The following is a 23,605-nucleotide window of genomic DNA, read 5'->3' on the forward strand; positions in this document are numbered from 1 at the left end:
CATGGAAGAATGAGCCACGCCCGCATCCTGTTCATCCCGACCAACGCGACCTTGCCCGCGCGTTTCCTGCTGATCGATCGCGAAGGCCGCGTCGTCGAGCGCGGCGAACTGGACCCGCATCAGGCCGAGACCCCGCCGCCGATCCGGACCATCGCCGTAGCGCCGGGCGCCGACGTCATGACGCGCTGGCTGGACCTGCCGCCAGGCAATATGGCGCAGGCCAGAGCCGCCGCGCGCTGGGCGCTGCGTGACCAGGCGGCGGGCGAGGTGGACGGGTTGGACGTCGCGCTGGGCGCCGCGCCTGTCGACGGCGGCCCGCGCCTGACGGCGGCGGTGTCGGCCAAGCTGTTGCAGGCCTGGCTGCGGTGGATGGAGACCTTCGACATTCGGCCCGAAGTCGTTGTGCCGGACAATCTTTGCCTGCCCGCGCCGCTGGAAGGCGAGACGCTGACCGCCGCACAGGTCGGCGCCGATGTGGCCCTGCGCGGTTCGACCTTCGCCGCGACGGTGCAGCCTGATCTGGTCGAGGCGATTGCGGCCGGGCGCGCGCTCGACTGGTTGAGGGGCGAGGCTCCGGATGCGGCTCTGGCTGCGGGCGCGATGGCGGCGCCGGTCGATCTGTTGCAGGTCCATGATCGGCGCGAGCGGGGGCAGGCGGCCAGGGGCTGGCGGCTGGCGGCCGGTCTGGCGGCGGCGCTTCTGGCCTCGCCTTTGATCCTGATGGCGGCTGAAGGGCTGCGTGACCGTGCGGCGGCGGATCGCGCCGGAGCGGACGCAAGGGCCGGGGCGGTGAAGCTGTATCCCGAACTGGCGACGATGAAGGATGCGGCGCCCGAAGCTCTGCGCCGTCTGGACGCTGGCCCGCCGCCGGGCGGAACTGCGCGCGCCATGGCCGCCGTCTTCGCCGCCGTCGAGCGCGTGCCGGGCGCTGAACTGGATGATGCGACCCTCGGCGGCGAAGGGCTGCGGGTCACGATGGACCACGCGGCCTTCAATGATCTGGACGCCGTGCGCGCCGACCTGGTCGAGGCCGGTCTGGCGGTGGTCGATGAAACCTCGGCTGAGGAGGGCGGACGGATGATCAGCACGCTTAAGATCGGAGGCGCCCGATGAGGACCTCCTTCTCATCCGTCGTCGCCTTGTGGGACGGGCGGTCATTGCGCGAACGGAGAATGCTGGCGGTCATGGGCGTTCTGGTGCTGGGCGTGATCGCCTGGCTGGGCGTGGTGCGGCCGCTGGACGGATGGAGGGCCGATCAGGCGCGCGCCCGCGTCGCGGCCGAGCGGCAGATGGCGCAGGTTCAGACCGCTGTGGCACAGCGAGGGGCGCGACCGACTGAGGCTGTCGACCTTCAGGCGCTCGTCGCTTCGACGGCATCGGCGGCGGGCGTTCAGCCGGCGCTGGGCATGTCCGAGGGCGGGCGGCTGGGTTTTCGACTGGATCGCGTGACGACGACCCAGGCCTTCGGCTGGCTGGCGGCGCTGGAGCAGGGCGGTGCGCGGATCGAGGAACTGGGCGTGGTCGAAAATGCTGACGGAACGCTGGGCGTCAGCGGCGCGCTGGCCTCGGGCGCCTAGAGCGCTTTTCAACGTGCTCCCTTCGACGGTTGTGGACTTGGGCGGCGCGCCGGGGCAGGTATCGCAGTCATGTTCTCACGTGCAGCTCTTCCCCTGATCAGTGCGGCGGTTCTGGCGGGCTGCGCCTCGGCGCCGCGCGTCGAGACCCGCCTGTCGGCTGCCGTGCCTGTCGCTGTGACCGCCTATCGCCTGTTCGAGGTCGAAGCGCCGACTGCGGCCGATCGCGCGGCGAGCGACGCCGTGCGCCAGGCGTTGGCCGCGCGCGGCTGGCGCGAGGTGGACGACAAGACCGCCTGGCGGGTTGAGACGGCCTATGCCGTGCGGCCGCAGAAGACCGGGGTCTTCACCGATGTCGATGCGCGGGGCGGCGAATGGACCGAGGCGCCGCATTTGCCGCAATGGTGGAGCCGCAACCGTCAGATCCACTCCCTGAGCGTGATCCTGACGGGACCGGGCGATGAGGCGGGCGCCTATCGCGCGTCGGCGGTCGCGGTGCTGGGGCGTCGTCAGGCGGACGATGCGGCGAACCTGCTGGCCGAGGCGGCGGTGGCGCAACTGGAAGCCGCGAACTAGCCTGCGGAGCTGGTCGCGGGCGACTCTGTCTCAATGATCCTGGGCAAGGTCAGGACGAAGGTCGCGCCTGGCGTGCCGGGCTGATGACTGATGGTTCCGCCGTGACGCTCGGCGACCGTGCGGACGAAGGCGAGGCCGAGGCCCGCGCCTCGATGGTCGGCGCCGCCGTGACCGAAGGCCTGGAACAGGCGCCGGGCGGCGTCTTCGGACAGACCGGGTCCCTGATCGCTCACGCTGAGGACGCAGACCGGGCGGCCGTTTTCTTCGGCGCCGCTCAGGCTGACCTGAATGGTTCCGTCGCTGGGACCGTATTTCAGGGCGTTGTCCAGCAGATTGGTGGTCAGGCGACGCAGCAGGGCGGGATCGCCCTGAACCAGGAATTCTTCTTCGCCGTCGGGCGTCAGGATGCGGACGCCCTTCTTCGACGCCTGGGGCCACAGGATGTCGGCGGCGTCCATCGCCACCTGACCCAGGTCCATGAGCTCTGAGCGATAGGGCTGGCTCTCGGCGCGGGCCAGCTGCACATAGCCTTCAGCCAGGTCGAGGGTCTGGCGCGCGTAATCGGCGATGCGTTTCTGGACCGCTGCGTCCAGACGCGGTGCGGGGCCGTCCAGCAGCGTCAGGATCGACACCTGGGGCGCGCGCATGTCGTGGCTGAGCAGTTGCAGCGCCTCGGTCCGCTGGCGCTCGGCGGCGCGGAAACGGGTCATGTCGGCGAAGCGCACGATGTGGCCGACGGGCTGCCCCTCGGCGTCGGTCAGGACAGAGGCCGCCGCCTTCAGGATGCGGCCGTCGGGCGTGGTGATCTCGCCGGGATCGCCGTCCGGGTCGAGGAAGCGGCGCCAGGCGGGCTCGCCCAGCGACTGGAACAGCAGGGGCAGGTCGGCGTCCGTTTGCAACTGGTCGCCGAACAGGGCCTCGGCCCGGTCGTTGGACAGGATGATGCGGGCGTAGGGGTCGGCCACCACCGTGGCGTCGGGCAGGCTGCGCAGGGCGTCGGAGATGAAGCGTTCGAGGTCGCGGACCTGGCGCACGGCGGCGCGCAGGGCGTCGACCTGACGGGCCACGACGTCGCCGCCTCGGGCCGGGCCGCTCAGACGTACGCCGTCGCGCTCGAAGGCCTCGACCTCGCTCTGCATATAGGCCGAGGCGGCGGCCAGGCGGCGCCAGCTCCACAGAGGATAGGCCAGAGCCAGACCCGCCGCCGCCGCAGAGGGCGGGAACCACAGGCCGCCCGCCAGGAAGGCCAGCGCTGTGGCGCACAGGGTCAGGATGATAAGACCGACGCCCAGCGCCATATTGGCCGCTGGGCGCAGGATCAGAAAGCCGACGACCAGCAGGCTGAGCGGCAGCAGGGAAAGGGCCAGCACCCAGCCGCGTGACAGGCTGCGAGGGCCGCCGCCGTCTAGCAGGGTCTGCAACAGGGCGGCCTGCACCTCGACGCCGGGGCGTAGCTCGCCGTGCGGCGTGGCCGGGGTGGCGTAGCGGTCGCCCAGTCCCGGCGCGGTGGCCCCGACCAGCACCAGTCTGTCCTTCAGAAAGGCGGCGGGCGTCTCGCCGGTCAATACATCGGCAAAGGACAGGGTGCGGAAGGCGCCAGGCGGGCCGCGATAGACGACAGCCTCCGATGCGGCGGGATAGAGGGCGTCGTCGGCCTGTGGCGCGGGCGGCGGCGGGATAGCGGTTCTCGTGGCGGCCAGAGGCAGGATCAGATGCGGCCAGCTCTGATCGCCCGACTGGAGATACAGGGGCAGGCGACGCACGACGCCGTCGTTGTCGACCGTCAGATTGACGTGGCCCATCCCCGCTGCCGCCGTGGCCAGAATGGGGGCGGGGGCGTCTTCGCGAAAGGCGGCGTCGTTCAGACCCGGCGCATCCACGACGACAGGCAGGCGGACCTTGCCGTTGCGAGCCAGGGCGGCGGCCAGGGCGTCATCCTGCGAAGACGGCTCGGTGAACAGGACGTCATAGGCGACCGGCCCGGCGCCCGCCTCGGTCAGGCGGTCGATCAGGCGGGCGTGCAGGTCGCGCGGCCAGGGCCATTGCCCCAGGGCCTCCAGACTGCGGTCGTCGATGGCGATGATGACAATGTTCTCGTCAGCCGGCCCGGCCTTGGCCCGCATCAGGACGTCATAGGCCAGGTGGTCGGGCCCGTCGGCCACGGGCGTCAGCGCCAGCCAACTGACCAGCAGGGCGGATGAAGCCGCAACGACGACCCATTCGACCAGGGCGCGGCGGCCGGTGAGGCGTGCGCCGAACCAGTGTTTCCAGCCGCCTCTCAGCCCGGAAGGCGCGGGCGCCACCCTAGCGCCCGATGCGCAGCTGTTGCGGCTCGGACCAGGCTTCCAGCAGGCGGCCGAAGCGGTGACGCGCGCCCTGTACCCGCCAGCTGTAGACGCCTGGCGGAAGGTCGCTGAGGGTGAAGGCCTCGTCGGTCAGGCCGGGCTGGTCGATCAGAAGGGGGCCGTCGACGCCGCCCTCCTCGGTTTCGCGCCACAGCTGGAAGCGGAACGAGGCTTCGCCCACGCCCTCGGCCTCCCAGCGGAAGCGATAGAAACGCCTGCGGTCGCGCTGGTCCATCGCCGAGGCCAGACCGCCGACGCCGTTACGGGCGCGGATGAAACTGTAGGTCGTGGCCTTGCCCTCCAGTCCCTCGGGCGACAGGGCGGTCAGGCGCAGGAAGTAGGCGCCTTCTTCCATGTCTCCGAACGCCAGCGGGCCGCCGGGCGGGCTGTCGGCCTCGGCGAAGGCCTCGATCATGCCGGCGTCCTGAGCGATGCGGCCGCGATAGCGTTCGGCGCCGGGCAGAGGCTGGACCTCGAAAACGACCTGGGGTTGGGTCTGAGGCGCGTCGGGGCGGGCGAGGGCGGGGGCGGGCAGCAGGGGCAGCAGGCGAACGGCGCCTGCGGCGGCGCTGACGCCCTCATCGGCGGCGGCCAGTTGCTCAGCCTCGCCGGAGGCCACGGCGACGGCGCCTTCCAGCACTTCGGTGGCCGACCGTTCGCTGGCTTCGTCGAAGGAGACGCGGAAGTCGGTGCCGCGCACGGCCGAAACCGAGACGGGGGTGCGGATGGCGAAGCCGCCCGGGCGGGTGCGCGGCGTGACCCTAGATTCCGCGCGGCCCGTTTCGACGGTCAGGGCGTGATCGACGGCGCCGTTGATGGCGTAGCGGCGCAGGCGGCTGACGCGCACGCGGCTGTTGGAAGGCACGACCACATGGCTGCCGTCCGACAGGGCCAGGCGGACGAAGGCGTTGGCGCCGGTGCTCAGGACGGCGGACTCACGAACGATCTGACCGGCTGTGGGCGCGCCCGAAACGCCGCCCTGATTCAGGCTGACGGCGCCGCGAAAACCGGCGATGCGCGCCTCATCCGGATCGGCGCGCAGCAGATCCACGGGCAGAGCCAGGGTGCGTCCGATCGACAGGCGGCGCGGATTGGCCACCCTATTCTCGCGCTGCACCCGACGGTAATCCAGCGGCCGGTTCATATAGGCGGTCGCCAGGTCGATCAGGGTGTCGCCGGGGCGAACCACATAGTCGAGGGTCTCAGCCTGGCGTGAAGGGACGGTCGACTGCGCCGCCGCCGGCGCCGCCGACAGCAGCACCGCAGCCGCCAGAACACTGGCCCAGTTGTTGCTCATGCCTCGTCTCATCCGCCTATACTCAGGCGTCGACGGCGGTTTCGGCCCCCGCGACGCGCTCCAGGCGGTATCCGTAGCTGTAAATGGGGGTCAGGCGGAAGCCTTGCTCCGGCCTTAGCTCCAGCTTGTTGCGGACGCGCGAGACGTGCATGTCCAGCGAGCGGCTGTTCAGGTTGGGCTCGTTGCCCCAGACCGTCTCCAGAATATAGGTCCGCGACAGCGCTCGATGCAGGTTGCGGAACAGCAGCAGGGCCAGGGCGTATTCCTTGGCCGTCAGGGCGATTGTCTCGCCATTGCGCGCCACGCTGCCTGCCGCCTCGTGAAAGACGATGTCGTCGTAGGTTTCTATCCCCGGCGTGATCGGCTGGGCGTAGGCGCGGCGGATCAGGGCGTTGATGCGCGCGGCCAGCACCGGCTTGGACAAGGGCTTGGGCAGGTAGTCGTCAGCCCCGGCGTCCAGGCCTGCGACCACGTCTTCGTCCTCGGCGCGGCTGGTGACCAGCAGCATGGGCGGCGCGGGCTTCAGATTGGTCCGCGCCCAGGTCAGGATTTCCAGCCCCGACCGATCCGGCAGGTTCCAGTCGACAATGATCATGTCGAAGGTGTCCTTGCGTAGCGCCGAGATCAGCGCCTGGCCTCGCGAAAAAAGAGTGGCGCGATAACCGGCGTCCTCGACCACGTCGGAGATGAACTCCAACTGGACAGGATCGTCATCCAACACCGCGATTTTCATAGTTCTGCACGCTCCGGGGAATGGCTGAACCATAGCCGTGGAAGTCACGGATTAGGCGAGTGTAAAATGTAAAATATGGTCACCTCGCGGAAAGGTTGAATTTCACTGTGACAAGCCTGGCAGTGGGGTCAAGCGGGGCGCCTGATCCCGGCACAGGGACTTGATCCAGCGCCGCACCGTTTTCAGTCGTGCGGCGCCGTGAACCTCGCGGTGGGTGCTGAGCCAGAAGCGCCGTTCGATCAGCACCTGATCGGCCAGAATCCGCGTCAGCCCTTCGGCCAGAAAACACGGCAGGACCCCGATGCCGCCGCCCGCCGCCACCATGTCCCACTGGGCGCGGATGGACGAGGACGCCAGTCGCGGCCGCAGATTGGGCCGGATCTCCTCCAGATAGCGCAGCTCGGGGGCATAGATCAGGTCGTCGACGTAGCCGACCATGTCGAAGCGGTTCAGATCGTCGATGCTATCCGGCGCCCCGTGCCGTTCCAGGTGTTCGGGGGCGGCGTAGAGCGCCAGCTGATAGGTGGTCAGGGGCTCGACGATCAGGCGCGGGCTGTCGGCGGGGCTGAGGGTGATGGCCATGTCCACCTCGCGGCGGCTGGGCGACAGGAAGCCGGAACTGGCCGCCAGTTCGACGTTCAACCCCGGATGCGCGGCCAGCAGACCGGGCAGGGCGGGGGCCAACACCGCGCCGCCGAAGCCTTCCGAGGCGCTGATCCGCACGGCGCCCGCGATCAGGTCGGGCTGGGTGACGCGCCCGGCGGCCTCCATCGCGCTTTCGGCGTCCAGCGCCCGCTCCAGCAACTGGGCGCCGGTGGCCGTCAGGTGCAGCCCGGCGGCCGAGCGCACCAGAAGGGTCGACTTCAGCGCCGTCTCCAGCCGTGCGACGCGCCGCCCGACGGTGGCCGCGTCCACGCCCAGCCGCTGCGCAGCCGTGGCCAGAGACCCGGCGCGGGCGGCCGCCAGAAACACCCTCAGATCATCCCAGTCGAACATATGCAGATATGCACATCATCACCTGCAAGATTGCAATGGGCCTGATCGACCCGCTCTGCTAGGGCAGGTTCACGAAGAACCATAATCATCGGGAGAGACGTTCAATGCGCGATATTCGCCACTTCATCGACGGTGCGGCTTTCGAGGGGGCGTCGGGCCGCTTCGGCGACGTGTTCAATCCCAATACCGGCGAGGTTCAGGCCCGCGTCCAGCTGGCGACCGTCAGCGAGATGGACCGCGCGGTCCAGTCGGCGCAGGCCGCCTTCGAAGGCTGGTCCTCGACCAACCCGCAGCGCCGCGCCCGCGTCATGTTCGAGTTCAAGCGCCTGGTCGAGGCGAACATGAACGAACTGGCCGAGATGCTGTCCAGCGAGCACGGCAAGGTCATCGCCGACTCCAAGGGCGACATCCAGCGCGGCCTGGAAGTCATCGAGTTCGCCTGCGGCATCCCGCACGCGCTGAAGGGCGAATACACGCTGGGCGCCGGTCCGGGCATCGACGTCTACTCCTCGCGTCAGGCCCTGGGCGTGGTGGCGGGCATCACCCCGTTCAACTTCCCGGCCATGATCCCGATGTGGATGTTCGGCGTCGCCATCGCCGTCGGCAACACCTTTATCCTGAAGCCGTCCGAGCGCGACCCGTCCGTGCCGGTGCGTCTGGGCGAACTGATGATGGAGGCGGGCGCGCCCAAGGGCGTGCTGAACGTCGTTCACGGCGACAAGACGGCGGTCGACGCCATCCTGGCCCACCCCGACATCCACGCCGTCAGCTTCGTCGGCTCGTCGGACATCGCCCACTACGTCTATCAGACGGGCGCCCAGCACGGGAAACGCGTCCAGGCCATGGGCGGCGCCAAGAACCACGGCATCGTCATGCCCGACGCCGATCTGGATCAGGTCATCAAGGACCTGTCGGGCGCGGCCTATGGCTCGGCCGGCGAGCGCTGCATGGCCCTGCCGGTCGTCGTGCCGGTCGGCAAGAAGACCGCCGATGAACTGCGCGAGCGTCTGGTCGCTGAAATCCCGACCCTGCGCGTCGGCGTCTCGACCGATGACCAGGCTCACTATGGCCCGGTGGTCTCCGCCCAGCACCGTGACCGCGTCGCCGGCTGGATCAGCAAGGGCGTCGAGGAAGGCGCCGAACTGGTCGTCGACGGGCGCGACTTCAGCCTGCAGGGGCATGAGAAGGGCTACTTCATCGGCCCGTCGCTGTTCGACCATGTGACGACGGACATGTCGTCGTATCAGGAAGAAATCTTCGGCCCGGTGTTGCAGATCGTCCGCGCAGCCAACTTTGAGGAGGCCCTGAGCCTGCCGAGCAAGCACCAGTACGGCAACGGTGTCGCCATCTTCACCCAGAACGGCCGCGCGGCCCGCGACTTCGCCGCCCGCGTCAACGTCGGCATGGTCGGCATCAACGTGCCGATCCCGGTGCCGGTGGCCTACCACTCCTTCGGCGGCTGGAAGCGTTCGGGCTTCGGCGACACCAACCAGTACGGCATGGAAGGCGTGAAGTTCTGGACCAAGACCAAGACGGTGACGGCCCGCTGGCCCGACAGCGCGCTGGAGCATGAAGACTCCAGCTTCATCATCCCGACGATGAGCTGACTCTGACCCTCTCCCGATGGGAGAGGGCTTGAGCCTCCAAGAGCCGAAGGCGATTGGCTAAGGCAAAAGGGTGAGGGTTCCGCAGTCAGCCGTTTTTGGGGCGGCTTACGCCGACTGAGATCGGGAACCCTCATCCGGCCCTTCGGGCCACCTTCTCCCATTGGGAGAAGGATTCAGGTGAGCGTATACGGGATCACCCCCCGCTCATTCTCCGGCACGGCCAGCGTGCGGTCGATCGGCGGAAACGCCCGTTGCGTGCAGTCCGTCCGCTCGCAGATGCGGCAGTTCACCCCCATGCGCGTCGGCGGCCCGTTCAGGTCCAGCCCGTCCGCATAGACCAACTGAGCCGCGTGCTCGATCTCGCACCCCAGACCCAGCGCATAGCGCCGGTCCGGCTCCAAAAACGATCCACCGGGCTTGGACACGCTCTTGGCGATGCAGACGTAGCGGGCGCCGTCGGGCATTTCCGACAGATTGACCAGAATGCGGTCCGGGGCGCTGAACGCCTCATGCACGTTCCATAGCGGGCAGGCGCCGCCGAAGCGGGCGAACTGGAAGCGCGTCGCGCTGTGCCGTTTGGTGATGTTGCCCGCCATGTCCACCCGCGCGAAGTAGAAGGGCACGCCGCGCCAGCCGGGGCGCTGTAGCGTGCTCAACCGGTGGCAGGCCTGCTCGAAGCTGACGTGAAAGCGGTTGCGCAGGCGGTCGACGTCGTGCCGCAGCTCCCGCGCCGCCTCCAGAAACGCGCGATAGGGCAGCAGCAGCGACCCCGCCGCATAGTTGGCCAGACCGACCCGGCACACGTCGCGCGCGGCGGGGATGTCGAAGGCGGCGCGGTCCAGTTCGTGCTCGATCAGGTCCTCGAACCGTAAGCGAACCAGTTGGTGCGCCATCTGGAAGGCGCGGGTGGCGCCCGGCAGGCTGGCGTCGACATAGAGGATGCGCGCGCCCGGATCGAAGCGCCGCATGGCGCCGCGCCCCTGACCGGTGGCGACGCGCACGCCGCACAGGTCGTTAAGAGCGGCCTCAAGCTCACGCTCCGGATGGACGCCGTCGCCGAGGTTCAGCCGCGCCGCCAGATCCTCCGCTGCCCGGTCCAGGGCGTCGATGTAGTTGTCGCGATAGTGGAAGAAGTCGCGCACCGCCTCATAGGGCAGGGCGGGGGCGGCGTCGGCGGCGTGTTCGTCGCGGCCCAGCGTCTCGTTCAGCGTCTTCAGCCGCTCGTCCAGACGGCGATAGTCCTGATGCAGGGCCAGAAACTGTCGCGCCAGCCGGGGCGCGTTCATGGCCGCCTGCTTCAGCTCGCCCGCCGTCGGCGCCTCGGCGTGGCCCGCGACGTCGGTGGTCGCCTCGCGCAGGTCGGCGATCAGGCGGGCGTCGCCGTCCAGGTCGAACAGGCTGGCGTCCACGTCGAAGGCCCGTGTCAGGGCGATCAGCACCCGCGCCGTCGCCGGACGCTGATTGGTCTCGATCTGCGACAGATAGGATGGCGACAGCGCCAGCCGCCCGGCGCACTGCTCCAGCGTCCACCCGCGCGTCTCGCGCAGCTTGCGGACCTTGGTCCCGAGGTAGAGTTTTTCAGCCATCGCCCTGCATCGGTCATCGGCGTTGCAACTTTGCAAAAACGCCTGTGCGCCTTGGCAGGCTTACGCACTTACGCACCTTTTGCAAAGTTGCGATTGCCTTTTTGCAACGAAGCGGCTTGTTGGACCCTGAACGAAGTCAGGGAGTCGCCCAACCATGAGCCAGGCCATCCTCGAGGAACTCGAGCGCCGCCGCGCCGCCGCCAAGCTGGGCGGGGGCGAGAAGCGCATCGCCAGCCAGCACGCCAAGGGCAAGCTGACCGCCCGCGAACGCATCGGCGTCCTGCTGGACGAAGGCTCCTTCGAAGAGACCGACATGTTCGTGGAGCACCGCAGCCACGACTTCGGGATGCAGGATCAGCGCATCCCCGGCGACGGCGTCGTCACCGGGCGCGGCACGATCAACGGCCGTCTGGTCTATGTCTTCTCGAAGGACTTCACCGTGTTCGGCGGTTCGCTGTCGGGCGCCCACGCGGCCAAGATCGTCAAGATCCAGAAGATGGCCCTGACGGCGGGTGCGCCGATCATCGGCCTGTTCGACGCGGGCGGTGCGCGCATTCAGGAAGGGGTGGAGAGCCTCGCCGGCTACGCCGACATCTTCCTGCAGAACACTCTGGCCTCGGGCGTCATCCCGCAGATCTCGGTCATCATGGGCCCGTGCGCGGGCGGCGACGTCTATTCGCCCGCCATCACCGACTTCATCTTCATGGTGAAGGACACCTCATACATGTATGTGACCGGCCCCGACGTGGTGAAGACGGTCACCAACGAGGTCGTCAGCCACGAGGATCTGGGCGGCGCCCGCGTTCATGCGGGCAAGTCCGGGGTCGCGGACGGCGCCTTCGAGAACGATCTGGAGGCCCTGTCGGAGGTCCGCCGTCTGATCGGCTTCCTGCCGCTGTCGAACCGCGAGACGCCGCCGGTCCGCGACACCTATGACGAGCCGGATCGCGACGAGGCCTCGCTGGATACCCTGGTCCCGGCCAATCCGAACCAGCCCTATGACATGAAGGAGCTGATCCTGAAGACGGTCGACGAGGCCGACTTCTTCGAGATCGGCGCCGACTTCGCCAAGAACATCATCTGCGGCTTCGGCCGTCTGGACGGCCAGCCGGTCGGCATCGTCGGCAACCAGCCCCAGACGCTGGCGGGCGTGCTGGACATCGACAGCAGCCGCAAGGCCGCGCGCTTCGTGCGTTTCTGCGACGCCTTCCACATCCCGCTGGTGACCTTCGTCGACGTGCCCGGCTTCATGCCGGGCACGAAGCAGGAATACGGCGCCCTGATCAAGCATGGCGCCAAGCTGCTGTTCGCCTATGCCGAGGCCACCGTGCCCAAGCTGACGGTCATCACGCGCAAGGCCTATGGCGGCGCCTATGACGTCATGAGCTCCAAACACCTGCGCGGCGACGTCAACTACGCCTGGCCCACCGCCGAGATCGCGGTCATGGGCGCCAAGGGCGCGGTCGAGATCATCTTCCGCAAGGAGGCCGGCGACCCTGAGGCCCTGGCCGCGCGCGAGCACGAATACAAGGAACGCTTCGCCAACCCCTTCGTCGCGGCAGGGCTTGGCTACATCGACGACGTCATCATGCCCCACGGCACCCGCCGTCGCCTGATCAAGGCGCTGAAAACGCTGAAGAACAAGACCCAGGAAAATCCCTGGAAGAAGCACGACAACATCCCGCTGTAAGGCCCAGAAATGTTCGATAAAATTCTGATCGCCAACCGCGGCGAAATCGCTGTTCGCGTCATCAAGACCTGCCGTCGCATGGGCATCAAGACGGTGGTCGTCTACTCCGACGCCGACGCCGGTTCGCTGGCCTGCGAGATGGCGGATGAGACGGTTCACATCGGTCCGTCGCCCGCCGCCCAGTCCTATCTGATCCAGGACAAGATCGTGGACGCCGTGAAGCAGACGGGGGCGCAGGCCGTGCACCCCGGCTTCGGCTTCCTGTCGGAAAACGCCGGGTTTGCGCGGCGGTTGAAGGCCGAGGGCATCGCCTTCATCGGGCCGAACCCCGAGGCGATCGACGCCATGGGCGACAAGATCACGTCCAAGAAGTTCGCCGCCGAGGCGGGCGTCTCGACCGTGCCGGGCCATATGGGTCTGATCGAAACCCCGGACGAAGCGGTGAAGATCGCGCGTGAGATCGGCTATCCGGTGATGATCAAGGCGTCGGCCGGGGGCGGGGGCAAGGGCATCCGCGTCGCCCATTCGGACGACGACATGGCCGAGGGCTTCGCCGCCGTGAAGGCCGAGGCGCTGAACGCCTTCGGCGACGACCGCGTCTTCCTCGAGAAGTTCATCGTCGATCCGCGCCACATCGAGATTCAGGTTCTGGGCGACAAGCACGGCAACGTCATCCACCTGTTCGAGCGCGAATGCTCGATCCAGCGCCGCAACCAGAAGGTCATCGAAGAGGCGCCGTCGCCTCTGCTGGACGAGGCGACCCGCGCCGCCATGGGGGCGCAGGCCGTCGCTCTGGCCAAGGCGGTGAACTATGACTCGGCGGGCACGGTCGAGTTCGTCGCCGGTCAGGACAAGAGCTTCTTCTTCCTGGAGATGAACACCCGTCTGCAGGTCGAGCATCCGGTGACGGAGCTGATCACCGGCGTCGATCTGGTCGAGCAGATGATCCGCTCGGCTTGGGGCGAGCAACTGGCGATCAAACAGGACGACCTGTCGATCAACGGCTGGGCCATGGAAAGCCGCATCTACGCCGAGGACCCCTATCGCGGCTTCCTGCCGTCGATCGGCCGTCTGGTGCGCTATGAGCAGCCGGAAGAGGGCGATCAGGGAGACTACACCGTCCGCAACGATTCCGGCGTCCGCGAGGGCGACGAGATCAGCATGTTCTACGACCCCATGATCGCCAAGCTGTGCGCCTGGGGTGAGACGCGCGACGACGCCGTGCGCGGCATGGCCCGCGCGCTGGAGGACACCCATCTGGCGGGGCTGGGCCACAACGTGCCCTTCCTGGCGGCGGTCATGGACCAGGAACGCTTCCAGTCCGGCCAGCTGTCGACCAGCTACATCAAGGACGAGTTCCCCGAGGGCTTCCACGGTCTGGCGCCGACGCCGGAGCAGGTGAAGATCCTGATCGCCTCGGCCGTGGCCATGAACGAGGTCATCGCCGAACAGGACGGCGACCCCAGCGAGCGCACCGACTGGACCGTCCTGATCGACAAGACGGCCTATGAGGTCGAGGTCGGCTACGACGAGGCCGAGGACCTGATCGTCGTCATCGACAGCGAGGAAATCTCCCTGTCCGAGATCGACTGGCGTCCGGGTCTGTCCCTGTTCAAGGCGGCGCTCGATGAGGAGGCCTTCACCGCCGAGGTGAAGCGCGCCGCCGACGGCTTCGACATCCGCCACCGCGCGGCCAAGGCGCGGGTGCGGGTGCTGCGTCCCGACGTGGCCCACCTCTACGCCCTGCTGCCCGAGAAGCAGGCGGCGGACACCTCCAAGCTGGTGCTGTCGCCGATGCCGGGTCTGGTGGTCGACATCCCCGTTGTCGAGGGCCAGGAGGTCAAGTCCGGCGAGAGCGTGGCCATCATCGAAGCCATGAAGATGCAGAACATCCTCAAGGCCGAGCGCGACGGCAAGGTGAAGGCCGTCAAGGCCAAGGCCGGCGACCCGGTCGCGGCTGACGACGTGCTGGTGGAGTTCGAGTAAATGACTGAGTTCGCCGTCCCGACCCCGCTGGAGTGGCGCGAAGCCGCCGTAAAGGCGCTGAAGGAGCTTCCGCTGGAGAGCCTCATCCATCTGGATGCGGACCATCTGGCGACCAAGCCCCTGTATGGGGCGGCGAACGGCGGCGAGTCCGTCTTCGCGCCCCGGTCCTCGGATTCCGAAGGCCGGGCCTGGGACGTGCGGGCGCTGAACGAGGGCGAGGACGCAGACGCCCTGAACCGCGCCATCCTGACCGATCTGGAGAACGGGGCGGCGTCGATCTTGATCGCCGGGCCGGCAGCGGCGGACACTGCGACGCTGGCACGCGCACTGGACGGGGTGGCGCTGGAACTGGCGCCGGTGGCGCTGGACGCCGGGTTCGACGGTGTGAAGGCGGCCGAGGCTCTGTTGGCGGTCGCCAAGGGTTCCCCCCGCGCCAAGCTGGCCTTCCACCTCGATCCGATCTCGGCCTATGCCAAGGCGGGCGGGGCGTCAGGGGATTTCGCGACCCTCATGGCCGAGACGGCCAAGGCGGCGGCGACCCATGCCGCGACCTATCCCGAGGCGACGCTGTTCATGGCCTCGGGCCGTGCAGCGCACGAGGCGGGCGGCTCCATCGCGCAGGAACTGGCCTTAGCCGCGTCGTCGGCTGTGGCCTATGTGAAGGCGGCCGTGGCGGCGGGCCTGTCGGCCGAGGCGGCGCTGAAGGGCGTGGTTCTGGGCGTGGCCGTCGATCAGGCCTATTTCGACTCCCTGGCCAAAATCCGTGCGCTGCGCCTGATCTGGGCCAGCGTCTCCAGGGCCTTCGGCGCCGAGGTTCCGGCGGTCATCGAGGCGCGCTCGTCGCGGCGGATGCTGTCGGCGCGCGATCCGTGGCCGAATATGCTGCGCCTGACCGCCGCCGGGTTCGCCGGGGCCGTGGGCGGGGCCGATGTGATGGTGCTGGACGGCTTCACTCGCGCGGCGGGCCTGCCGGACGACTTTGCCAAACGTCAGGCGCGCAACACCCAGTTGATCCTGATGGAGGAGTCCAATCTGGGCCGTGTGGACGATCCGGCCAGCGGCTCCTGGTATCTGGACGCGCGCACGCGCGAACTGGCTGAAGCGGCATGGGCCGAGTTTCAGGTCTATGAGGCCGAAGGCGGCGTCATCGCCTGTCTAGAAGGCGGGGTAATCCAGCCCCGCATCGCCCGCGCTCGCGACATGGCTGAAAAAGCCATCAAGGACGGCGCCGCCCAGATTATCGGCGTCACCAAATTCGTCGACCCGGACGTGCGTTCCGCGCCGGTGACGCCCGCGCCCGCCGCGCCCGCCGTCGCCGGGGCGTTTGAGGCGCTGGCGCCTGTCCGCTTCGCCGCCGCCTTCGAGGAGGCCGCTCAATGAGTTTCCCTGACTTCTCCAAGGTCGCCCTTGATCTGGGCGCGACAGGCGCCGGGCCGGACCGCGCGGCATGGACGACGCCCGAGGGGCTGACGGTCGAGACGGCCTATGGGCCGGAGGCGCTGGACGGGCTGGACTTCATTCACGGCCTGCCGGGCTTCGCCCCCTTTGTGCGCGGGCCGTATCCGACCATGTATGCGGGCGCGCCGTGGACCATCCGCCAGTATGCGGGCTTCTCGACCGCCGAGGAGTCCAACGCCTTCTATCGCCGCAACCTTGCCGCCGGTCAGAAGGGCCTGTCGGTCGCCTTCGATCTGGCCACCCACCGGGGCTATGACAGCGACCACCCGCGGGTGAAGGGCGACGTCGGCATGGCGGGCGTGGCCATCGACTCCATTCTGGACATGCGGACCCTGTTCGACGGCATTCCGCTGGACCAGATGTCGGTGTCCATGACCATGAACGGGGCGGTGCTGCCGATCCTGGCCCTCTATGTCGTGGCGGGCGAGGAGCAGGGCGTCGATCACGCCAAGCTGACCGGGACCATTCAGAACGACATTCTGAAGGAGTTCATGGTCCGCAACACCTACATCTATCCGCCTGCGCCCTCGATGCGGATCATCGCCGACATCTTCGAGTGGACGGCGAAGGAAACGCCCAAGTTCAACTCCATCTCCATCTCCGGCTATCACATGCAGGAGGCAGGGGCCTCGGCGGATATCGAGCTGGCCTACACCCTGTCGGACGGGATCGAATACCTGCGCGCGGGCAAGGCGGCGGGCATGGAGATCGACCGGTTCGCACCGCGCCTGAGCTTCTTCTGGGCCATCGGCATGAACTACTTCATGGAGGTGGCCAAGATGCGCGCCGGCCGCCTGCTGTGGGCCGAGGCGGTCAAGCGCGAAGGCGGCGTCAATCCCAAGTCCCTGTCCTTGCGGACCCACTGCCAGACCTCGGGCTGGTCGCTGGCGGCGCAGGACGTGTTCAACAATGTGCCGCGCACCATGGTCGAGTGCATGGCGGCGGCGGGCGGCCAGACTCAGAGCCTGCACACCAATGCGTTGGACGAAGCCCTGGCCCTGCCGACCGATTTCTCGGCCCGGATCGCGCGGAATACGCAGATTCTGGCGCAGGCCGAGACGGGCCTGACCCGCGTCATCGACCCCTGGGGCGGCAGCTTCTACGTCGAGCGCCTGACGCAGGAATTGGCGACCAAGGCCCGCGCCCTGATGGAGGAGGTCGAGGCCTACGGCGGCATGGCCAAGGCCATTGAAGCGGGCATCCCCAAGCTGCGGATCGAGGAATCCGCCGCCAAGACGCAGGCCCGCATCGACACAGGCCAGCAGACGGTCGTGGGGGTGAACAAATATCTGAACCCCGTGGTCGACGACATTCCTATGCTGAAGGTCGACAACGCCGAAGTGCGCGCCCGTCAGATCGAGAAGCTGCAACGCTTGAAGGCCGAGCGGGACGAGGCGGCGACGCAGGCCGCGCTGGACGCTCTGACCGAGGGCGCGCGCGGCAATGAGAACCTGATGGAACTGGCGGTGCGGGCGGCCCGCGCCAAGGCCACTGTGGGCGAAATTTCCGACGCGCTGGAGGCCGCCTTCGGCCGCCATATCGCGACGGTGAAGATGGTCTCGGGCGTCTACGCCAAGGAGGCTGGGAACGATCCCAAGGTCGCCCGCGCCCGCTCGATGGTTGCGGCCTTCGTCGAGAACGACGGCGGCCCGCCGCGCATCCTGATCGCCAAGCTGGGTCAGGACGGCCATGATCGCGGCCAGAAGGTCGTCGCCACCGGCTACGGCGACATCGGCTTCGACGTGACGGCGGGGGCTCTGTTCCAGACGCCGGCGGAGGCCGCGCGCGATGCGGTCGAGAAGAACGTCCACGCGGTCGGCGCCTCGTCGCTGGCGGCGGGGCACCTGACGCTGGTGCCCGAGCTGAAGGCCGAACTGGCCAAGCTGGGGCGCGAGGACATCATGATCGTGGTCGGCGGCGTCATTCCGCCGTCGGACGTGCAGCCTCTGATCGATATGGGCGCGGCGGCCGTCTATCCGCCCGGCTCGGTCATCGCCGAGACGGCCGTGGACCTGATCGAGAAGCTGAACCAGCGCCTGGGCTATGCTCAGCCCGCGCCAGTCCAGAACATGGGGGAGACGAAGAAGTGATCGGCAACCTGAACCACGTCGGCGTCGCCACGCCCTCTATCGCCGAGTCGATCAAGCTGTATCGCGACGTGCTGGGCGCGACGAAGATCGGCGAGCCGTTCGATCTGCCCGCGCAGGGGGTGAAGGTCTGCTTCATCGACACGCCGACGGCCCAGATCGAACTGATCGAGCCGTTCGACGAGACCAGCCCGATTACCGGCTTCCTGGCCAAGAACCCCAAGGGTGGGCAGCACCACGTCTGCTTTGAGGTGGCGGACATTCATGCCGCCATCGCTGAAATGCGCGCCAAGGGCGTGACCATCCTGGGCACGGGCGAACCGCGCATCGGCGCGCATGGCACGCCGGTGGTGTTCCTGCATCCTAAGGAGATGGGCGGGGTGCTGATCGAACTGATGGAGACGCCGAAGGGCGATCACTAAAAGGCAAAGGCCCGGTCGTGAGACCGGGCCTTTTCATTGATCAGTACAAGATCTTCCGCAGGCTGATCCGGAAGGTCCGGCCCATCGGGTCGAGGTAGTCGGGCTGATACGACAGCGGCGTGTTCCCCAGACCGTCGCGCACATCCAGCCGCTGGTCGAAGATGTTCTCGACGCCGAGGCTGACGCGCGTCCCCTTCAGCCACGGATAGCGCGAGACCAGGTTTTCGCGCGAGGACAGGTCAGCGAACAGGTTCAGGTTCACCGTCGTCAGGTCCGAGAAGCTGAGGTCGTCGTCGGGCGAGGAGCCGCCGTTGATACGGGTGGATTCCTTCCAGTTGGCGTTCAGGAACCCGCCCATGCCGTTCTTGAAGGCGCCCATCTGCAACTGGACTTCGTTACGGGACTGGCCGCCGCGCGCGCCGATGGCGGCGCCGTCCAGCAGGTCGAGCACGGGCAGGCCGTCGCGGATCGTGATCTCATCCTGGATGCGATAGGTGTGATACAGCGAGACGTTGAACCGGCCCTGGCCCGGCATCATGCCGCCGCCGCGACCCCGTCCGCCGGGGCCGCCCGACCCGCCGGCCTGCATCCGCACCGCTCCACCCGGAGGAGGGCCGCCTGCGCCCGGAGCGCCGCCAGGGGGCGGACCGCCCTCGACCCGCATGACGGTCGGCGCGCCATCCGGAGCGCCGCCGCCCGGCCGAGCGCCTGCGCCAGCGCCGCCCGGCGCGCCCGATCCGCGCGGGCCGCCGCCGCTGCGGGCGTTCATCCGGGCCATGGCCGCCGGGTCAGGCTTGCCGAAGGCGGTGGAGAAGTTCAGGCCCCAGCGGATTTCCTGTTGCTCGGCCTTCTGGAAGTTCAGCGGCCGAGCGTCGATCGACAGCAGATTGCCGTCCAGATCGCGGGTGAAGCGCTCGGGCAGGGCGGCTTCCAGTTCCGGCGTGATGGTCGGGAAGGAGGCGATGGAGCCTTCGGTTTCGGTGCGGGTGTAGTTGGCCGTGAACCGCAGGTCCTTGTCCTTCAGCGGCGTCAGATTGACGCCGAACTTCAGGACGCGCTTGGTCTCCTCGGACAGGTTGGGGTTGCCGCCTTCGATCCGGGTGATGGTGACGGACTGGCCGGTGGCGAAGTCATAGACCGGCACGTTGGGGGTCGACAGCGTCGGGTCGTTCAACTGCGACATCGACGGGGCCTTCTGCTCGTCGGCCCAACTGGCGTTGAAGTTGACCGGCTCCCACGGCGACCAGTTCAGCCCGACCGTATAGGCCGAAAGGCCGCCGAAGTCGGACAGGTCCTCATAGGCCAGGTTCAGATTTGCCGACAGATTGCCGAGCGCGCCCAGCACTTCGCGGTCGCGGTTGGCGATGGGCAGGTTGAAGTTGCCCGAGGCGCTGGTGCGGTCGCGCGACAGGGAGCGTTCGGAGAAGACGCTGGTCTGTTCCTGTTCAGAGAAGCGCAGGGTCTCGGAATCGAGCGACTGGCTGTCGAAACCGATCTTGAAGGTCGAGGTCAGCGATCCGGCCGGACCTTCCCAGGCCGTGCCGTTGATGACGCCTTCGATGCTGGACTTGCTGGAGACGGAGCGGGCGGTGTCGAACGGATTGGTCGGCAACTGGCCCAGGTCGCCGAAGGGGTCGATGACCCCCGCAGTCACCCCCGCCTGCAGGGCTTCGTCGTTGAGGCCGCGTCCGGTGCGGGTCTTGGTCTCGGCGCGGTCATAGCCGCCGTTCACGGTCCAGCGCCAGTCGCCCAGATAGCCGTCGACCAGGAAGCCCAGCTGACCCGACAGGGTGTCGCTGCTCCGTCCCAAGGCGCCCGGCGCATCGACATAGCGGTGCAGCAGCACATCGCTGGCGAAGGGCGAATACGGGCTGGTCGAGGGCAGGGCGAGGCTGAGGCCCGGCAGGCCCAGATAGGAGAAGCTGGTGGTATCGGACAGTTCCCCGCTGAGCGTCAGGGACATGGTCTGGTTCAGGTCACGCACCAGCGAGCCGGTGATGGAGCTGTTCTCGCGCTTGGGCGACAAGGTGCGATAGGCGGTCAGGTCGTCGGTGCGCGGCCCGACGCCGAAGTCGCCCAGGCCGGCGCCGCCGCCTGCGCCCGCGCCGACCGAAGCGGTCGTCACGCTCTGGCCCAGCAGGGCCGACAGGGCGGGATCGATCTCGCCGCCGCCGGGCGCCGTGATATTGCCCATCAGGTCATAGGGAACGCCGTCGCGGCGGATGTTGCGCTCGGTCTCGAACAGGGGGCTGTCGTTCTGATAGCCGAGGTCCAGCGTCCAGCGCTGCTTGCCGGCGATGCGCAGGACGTTGTTGTCGATCTGCGTCAAGGTGCGGCCGCCCTGCTCGGGGCGGCGCACGCTGGCCTGAGTCGTCAGGGAGCGGAAATCGGCCTTGAGCACGAAGTTCACCACCCGTTGGTCGGCGCTGTAGCCGTAGGACAGGGCGGTTTCCTCGGGCAGGATTTCGGTGCGCTCGATCGCCTCGGGCGGAATGCCGCGAATTTCACGGAAGCCCGAGATGCGGCGGCCATTGACCAGGAAGACCGGCGAGCCGCCGCGCGAACTGCGCGTCACCGGCTCCAGCAGGGTCATCAGCTCCTGAATGCTGCTGGCGCCGTAAGCCTTGATCTGTTCTTCGTCGAGGACCAGTTCCGGCTCGTAATCGCCCAAAGCCGCGCCGCGCCGGGCGGTCGTCACGACCTCCAGCGTGCCCAGGTCATAGGCGTCATCGTCGATCTCTTCCTGCGGCACAGGGGTCGCAGTCTGAGCGGGCGCGGCCTGGCTGGGCGAGGATGGGGCGGGCGAGGATGGGGGCGCGGAGGAGGCCGCCGCCGTGTCGGCAGGAGACAGGGAGGCGAGGGCGAACAGCAAGGCGACTGGCGACATGTCGAGTCCTAAAGGCAACCGGGAAATAGGCACGCTCGCGGTCGAAGCCCTGTCTCATCGACCGCATCGGCTCAGATAGAGAACAATGTGCGCCGAAAAGGGGCGCAATCGCACTCAGGAATTAAACTCCTGTAATAAGAGGCTTAGTCCCGTCAGAACCGACATGGGTCCAACGGACGAAGGGACGGAATCCGTCGGATCCGGCCCCCTGTTTTTTGCAGCGTGGAAGAAACCTAGAAGCGGGCGCGCACGCCGACCGTCAGGTTGCGCCCGCGCAGGGGCGCCGTCTCGGCCAGGAAGGAGGCGTGGTTGAACGCCGTCTCGTCCAGCAGATTGGTCCCGCGCAGGAAGATCTGCGAGCGGACCGGCCCCAGATCGACGTCATAGGCGATCGTGGCGTTGACCATGTCGTAGCCCGGCGTCTCGGTCTCGAAGGCGGCGATGTCGGTCTGTTTGAAGGTGCGGCTGTATTCGACGTCGCCCGACCACGGTCCCTGGAAGGCGGCCAGACGCACGCCCGCCCGCGCTGCCGGGATGCGCGGCAGGTTCCCGCCGTCGCCTTTCAGCTCGCCCTGGACGTAGTCGCCGAAGACCGTGCCCGACAGCCACGGCGTGAACTGTTGCGTCAGCTCGCCCTCGATGCCGGTGAAGGTCGCGTCGGCCTGGCTGTAGCGGATCAGACGGAAATCTTCGTATTGATCCAGCGTTCGGGCGAAGATGTAGTCGTCATAGATATAGTGATAGGCGCTGACCGATCCGGTCAGGGAGCCTTCGGTCTTGCGCAAGGTGAGTTCGATCGAATTGGCCGTCTCGACGCTCAGATCGGAATCGCCGATCTCATAGGTGTTGGTCGCCAGGTGGACGCCATCGGCATAGAGCTCCTGAGCCGAGGGCGCGCGCTGCGAACGTGACAGTGACACGGCGCCCGTCCAGCCGGGGGTGAAGTGCCATACAGCTGCGCCCGAGATGGAGAAGGGCTTGTGTTTGACATCGGCCAGTCCGAGCGCCGAGGCCTCCTGCCATTCCTGACGCAGGGCGCCCTCCAGGTGCCATAGGCCGATCTCGTACTCCTCCATCACGAACAGGCCGGTGTTCTTGGTCGTGCTGGGCGCCAGGAAGCTTTCGAGACCGACGGCGGCGAAATCGCTCTTGCTCAACTGCAGGCCGACGACGCCCTTGAAACCGGCGATTTCGCGGTGCTGTGCCTCGATCCGGCCGTCATAGCCCTTGTTGGTGAAGGTCGTGGCGACGACGCCTTCTTCCAGCTCGCTGTGCTCATAGTCAGTGTAACCGGCGCGCAGACGTACGTTCTCAATGCCCGGCAGCGGATCGCGCAGTTCGCCGCGCAGATCGACCCGGCGGCTCTTCAGGCGGACTTCGGGGGCGGCGTGGTCGTGGTCGCCTTCATGGTCATGCCCATGGTCGTCGTCGCCGTGATCGTGGTCGTCATGGCCATGATCGTGGCCGCCGCCGCAGTGGAGGTGGTCGCCGTGAGGGTGGCAGCCCTCATATTCGTGGCTGTGACCGGCCAGGCCGTAGCGGCTGGTCTGTTCCGTATAGGCCGCGCCCAGATAGCCGCGCGAGCCGATCCAGGAGGCGCCCAGAGTCGCCGTCGAGGTCTCATTATAGGAGCCGTCCAGGCGCGGTTCGTCCCAGCCCGGAACCTTGTAATCGTCCGACTTGCGCGCCGCCGCTTCGACGCGGAGGGCGAAGTTTCCGGCCCCGACCGTCATGCCGACCACGCCGGCTTCCTCATTGTCGACCGAGCCGCGACGATATTCGGCCACGCCTTCTCCGCCTTCAGCCGGGATGCGGGTCGGGATCTTCTTGTCCAGCAGATTGACCGCGCCGCCGATAGCGCCGCCGCCGTAGAGCAAGGCCGCCGGGCCGCGCAGGATCTCGACGCCTTCCAGCAGCAGGGGCTCGCCGCTGACGGCGTGGTCGGGCGAGACTTCGGAAGCGTCCATCAGGCCCGCGCCTTCGCTCAGCACCTTGACGCGAGGCGAGGTCTGGCCGCGCACCACCGGGCGGCTGGCGCCCCCGCCGAAGGTGTCGGAGTTGACGCCGGGGATGCTGCTGAGGGTGTCGCCCAGCGTCGACTGGCGCCGGTGAACCAGGTCGTCGCCGCTCAGCAGGGCGACGTGCGAGCCGACGTCGTCGCCTGCGCGGCCCAGGGGCAGGGCGCGCACGACGACCTCATCCACCTCATAGGCGTCGGCGGCGCGGGGGGCGTGATCGTGCGGATCGCCCTGTGACTGACGCTGTACGACATCCTCGGCGAAAGCAGGCGCAGCGACGCCCAGGTTGGTTACCGCCGCCGCCCCCGCGGCCGTCAGCAGGAAGGTCCGAAATCGCATGTCA

The 23,605-nt window shown here is 68.0% G+C and carries 16 protein-coding genes; 9 read left to right on the forward strand and 7 right to left on the reverse strand.

Annotated features, from left to right (window positions below):
• Positions 1-9: 9 nt before the first annotated feature.
• The 3 genes from gspL (at position 10) to D1604_RS00240 (ending at position 2,150) form a co-directional block, all read left to right on the forward strand.
• A complete protein-coding gene (gene gspL / locus D1604_RS00230; RefSeq protein ID WP_119411709.1) occupies positions 10-1,113 on the forward strand; it encodes a type II secretion system protein GspL in 1,104 nt (367 codons plus the stop codon).
• Complete coding sequence (gene gspM / locus D1604_RS00235) at positions 1,110-1,577, forward strand: type II secretion system protein GspM (RefSeq protein WP_119411710.1); 468 nt, start codon at positions 1,110-1,112, stop codon at positions 1,575-1,577. Before gspL ends, gspM begins: the two co-directional genes overlap by 4 nt.
• A 69-nt stretch (positions 1,578-1,646) precedes the next feature.
• Positions 1,647-2,150, forward strand: coding sequence for a hypothetical protein (locus D1604_RS00240; RefSeq protein WP_119411711.1), 504 nt, complete (start codon positions 1,647-1,649; stop codon positions 2,148-2,150).
• On the opposite strand, the gene D1604_RS00245 is transcribed toward D1604_RS00240, so the two are convergent.
• The 4 genes from D1604_RS00245 to D1604_RS00260 form a co-directional block, all read right to left on the reverse strand.
• The gene (locus D1604_RS00245; RefSeq protein ID WP_119411712.1) at positions 2,147-4,453 is read right to left on the reverse strand and encodes a CHASE2 domain-containing protein; all 2,307 of its coding nucleotides are present in this window, start codon (positions 4,451-4,453) and stop codon (positions 2,147-2,149) included. The genes D1604_RS00240 and D1604_RS00245 overlap by 4 nt on opposite strands.
• A 1-nt stretch (position 4,454) precedes the next feature.
• Positions 4,455-5,792, reverse strand: a complete 1,338-nt coding sequence (locus D1604_RS00250) for a FecR domain-containing protein (protein ID WP_119411713.1) — start codon at positions 5,790-5,792, stop codon at positions 4,455-4,457.
• Between the two features lie 22 nt (positions 5,793-5,814).
• Entirely contained in the window at positions 5,815-6,525 is a 711-nt protein-coding gene (locus D1604_RS00255) for a response regulator transcription factor (protein WP_119411714.1), read from the reverse strand.
• A gap of 102 nt (positions 6,526-6,627) precedes the next feature.
• Positions 6,628-7,521, reverse strand: coding sequence for a LysR family transcriptional regulator (locus D1604_RS00260; protein WP_119411715.1), 894 nt, complete (start codon positions 7,519-7,521; stop codon positions 6,628-6,630).
• A gap of 104 nt (positions 7,522-7,625) precedes the next feature.
• On the opposite strand from D1604_RS00260, the gene D1604_RS00265 reads away from it, so the two are divergent.
• On the forward strand, positions 7,626-9,128 hold the full coding sequence (locus tag D1604_RS00265) for a CoA-acylating methylmalonate-semialdehyde dehydrogenase (RefSeq protein WP_119411716.1): 1,503 nt from the start codon (positions 7,626-7,628) through the stop codon (positions 9,126-9,128).
• A gap of 173 nt (positions 9,129-9,301) precedes the next feature.
• Here the strand turns inward: D1604_RS00265 and D1604_RS00270 are convergent, their stop codons facing one another.
• Positions 9,302-10,714 carry a short-chain fatty acyl-CoA regulator family protein gene (locus D1604_RS00270; RefSeq protein WP_119411717.1) on the reverse strand — a complete coding sequence of 471 codons (1,413 nt, stop codon included), beginning with the start codon at positions 10,712-10,714 and terminating at the stop codon, positions 9,302-9,304.
• Positions 10,715-10,868: 154 nt separating this feature from the next.
• Between D1604_RS00270 and D1604_RS00275 the strand changes: the two genes are divergently transcribed.
• The 5 genes from D1604_RS00275 to mce are packed head-to-tail and all read left to right on the forward strand — an operon-like array spanning position 10,869 to position 18,357.
• On the forward strand, positions 10,869-12,404 hold the full coding sequence (locus D1604_RS00275; protein ID WP_119411718.1) for an acyl-CoA carboxylase subunit beta: 1,536 nt from the start codon (positions 10,869-10,871) through the stop codon (positions 12,402-12,404).
• 9 nt (positions 12,405-12,413) lie between these two features.
• The gene (locus D1604_RS00280; RefSeq protein ID WP_119411719.1) at positions 12,414-14,390 is read left to right on the forward strand and encodes an acetyl-CoA carboxylase biotin carboxylase subunit; all 1,977 of its coding nucleotides are present in this window, start codon (positions 12,414-12,416) and stop codon (positions 14,388-14,390) included.
• The gene (locus D1604_RS00285; RefSeq protein WP_119411720.1) at positions 14,391-15,770 is read left to right on the forward strand and encodes a methylmalonyl-CoA mutase family protein; all 1,380 of its coding nucleotides are present in this window, start codon (positions 14,391-14,393) and stop codon (positions 15,768-15,770) included. It abuts the gene before it with no gap.
• The gene (gene scpA / locus D1604_RS00290; RefSeq protein WP_119411721.1) at positions 15,767-17,938 is read left to right on the forward strand and encodes a methylmalonyl-CoA mutase; all 2,172 of its coding nucleotides are present in this window, start codon (positions 15,767-15,769) and stop codon (positions 17,936-17,938) included. The genes D1604_RS00285 and scpA overlap by 4 nt, the downstream gene beginning before the upstream one ends.
• Positions 17,935-18,357 carry a methylmalonyl-CoA epimerase gene (gene mce / locus D1604_RS00295; protein WP_119411722.1) on the forward strand — a complete coding sequence of 141 codons (423 nt, stop codon included), beginning with the start codon at positions 17,935-17,937 and terminating at the stop codon, positions 18,355-18,357. Before scpA ends, mce begins: the two co-directional genes overlap by 4 nt.
• Positions 18,358-18,397: 40 nt before the next feature.
• Here the strand turns inward: mce and D1604_RS15990 are convergent, their stop codons facing one another.
• Both D1604_RS15990 and D1604_RS00305 read right to left on the reverse strand, forming a co-directional pair.
• A complete protein-coding gene (locus D1604_RS15990; RefSeq protein ID WP_119411723.1) occupies positions 18,398-21,244 on the reverse strand; it encodes a TonB-dependent receptor in 2,847 nt (948 codons plus the stop codon).
• 233 nt (positions 21,245-21,477) lie between these two features.
• On the reverse strand, positions 21,478-23,601 hold the full coding sequence (locus D1604_RS00305) for a TonB-dependent receptor domain-containing protein (protein WP_233551773.1): 2,124 nt from the start codon (positions 23,599-23,601) through the stop codon (positions 21,478-21,480).
• Positions 23,602-23,605 lie beyond the last annotated feature (4 nt).

Source organism: Brevundimonas sp. LPMIX5, assembly GCF_003576505.1.
GTDB classification, from domain to species: Bacteria; Pseudomonadota; Alphaproteobacteria; order Caulobacterales; family Caulobacteraceae; genus Brevundimonas; species Brevundimonas naejangsanensis.

Bases quoted from the DNA above. Each gene is read 5' to 3' on its own strand.
- gspL (WP_119411709.1), top strand. From the start codon at position 10: ATGAGCCACGCCCGCATCCTGTTCATCCCGACCAACGCGACCTTGCCC.
- gspM (WP_119411710.1), top strand. From the start codon at position 1,110: ATGAGGACCTCCTTCTCATCCGTCGTCGCCTTGTGGGACGGGCGGTCA.
- D1604_RS00240 (WP_119411711.1), top strand. From the start codon at position 1,647: ATGTTCTCACGTGCAGCTCTTCCCCTGATCAGTGCGGCGGTTCTGGCG.
- D1604_RS00250 (WP_119411713.1), bottom strand. From the start codon at position 5,792: ATGAGCAACAACTGGGCCAGTGTTCTGGCGGCTGCGGTGCTGCTGTCG.
- D1604_RS00255 (WP_119411714.1), bottom strand. From the start codon at position 6,525: ATGAAAATCGCGGTGTTGGATGACGATCCTGTCCAGTTGGAGTTCATC.
- D1604_RS00260 (WP_119411715.1), bottom strand. From the start codon at position 7,521: ATGTTCGACTGGGATGATCTGAGGGTGTTTCTGGCGGCCGCCCGCGCC.
- D1604_RS00265 (WP_119411716.1), top strand. From the start codon at position 7,626: ATGCGCGATATTCGCCACTTCATCGACGGTGCGGCTTTCGAGGGGGCG.
- D1604_RS00270 (WP_119411717.1), bottom strand. From the start codon at position 10,714: ATGGCTGAAAAACTCTACCTCGGGACCAAGGTCCGCAAGCTGCGCGAG.
- D1604_RS00275 (WP_119411718.1), top strand. From the start codon at position 10,869: ATGAGCCAGGCCATCCTCGAGGAACTCGAGCGCCGCCGCGCCGCCGCC.
- D1604_RS00280 (WP_119411719.1), top strand. From the start codon at position 12,414: ATGTTCGATAAAATTCTGATCGCCAACCGCGGCGAAATCGCTGTTCGC.
- D1604_RS00285 (WP_119411720.1), top strand. From the start codon at position 14,391: ATGACTGAGTTCGCCGTCCCGACCCCGCTGGAGTGGCGCGAAGCCGCC.
- scpA (WP_119411721.1), top strand. From the start codon at position 15,767: ATGAGTTTCCCTGACTTCTCCAAGGTCGCCCTTGATCTGGGCGCGACA.
- D1604_RS15990 (WP_119411723.1), bottom strand. From the start codon at position 21,244: ATGTCGCCAGTCGCCTTGCTGTTCGCCCTCGCCTCCCTGTCTCCTGCC.
- D1604_RS00305 (WP_233551773.1), bottom strand. From the start codon at position 23,601: ATGCGATTTCGGACCTTCCTGCTGACGGCCGCGGGGGCGGCGGCGGTA.